At 61.3% G+C, this 266-nt stretch carries 1 protein-coding gene; it reads right to left on the bottom strand.

Features of this window, described 5'->3' with window-relative positions; genetic code table 11:
- Positions 1 to 266, bottom strand: a 266-nt coding sequence (locus RMT89_RS43460) for an NAD-dependent epimerase/dehydratase family protein (RefSeq protein ID WP_315889273.1), incomplete at both ends; no start/stop codon positions are given.

Genomic DNA, 266 nt, shown 5'->3' on the forward strand with positions numbered 1-266 from the left:
GTCGTAGAGAAGCTCGAAAGCGCCCAGCCTTTCGGGCCCGACGAAACTCTTGGGCCGCAGGACGCTGACGCACATTCCTCTCAGCCTTGATTCGTTGCAGAGGGCTTCCGCGCCGATCTTGGATTTGCCGTAGGGGCCGACACCCTGAAGGCGGTCGGTCTCCAGCAGCGGATGGTGATCGGGAATGCCGTAGACGGCCGTCGAGGAGATGAAGATGAAACGGCTGACCTCCTGCGACTTCGCTTCCTGGAGAAGGATACGGGTGC

Source organism: Streptomyces sp. P17, from assembly GCF_032436805.1.
GTDB lineage: Bacteria > Actinomycetota > Actinomycetes > Streptomycetales > Streptomycetaceae > Streptomyces.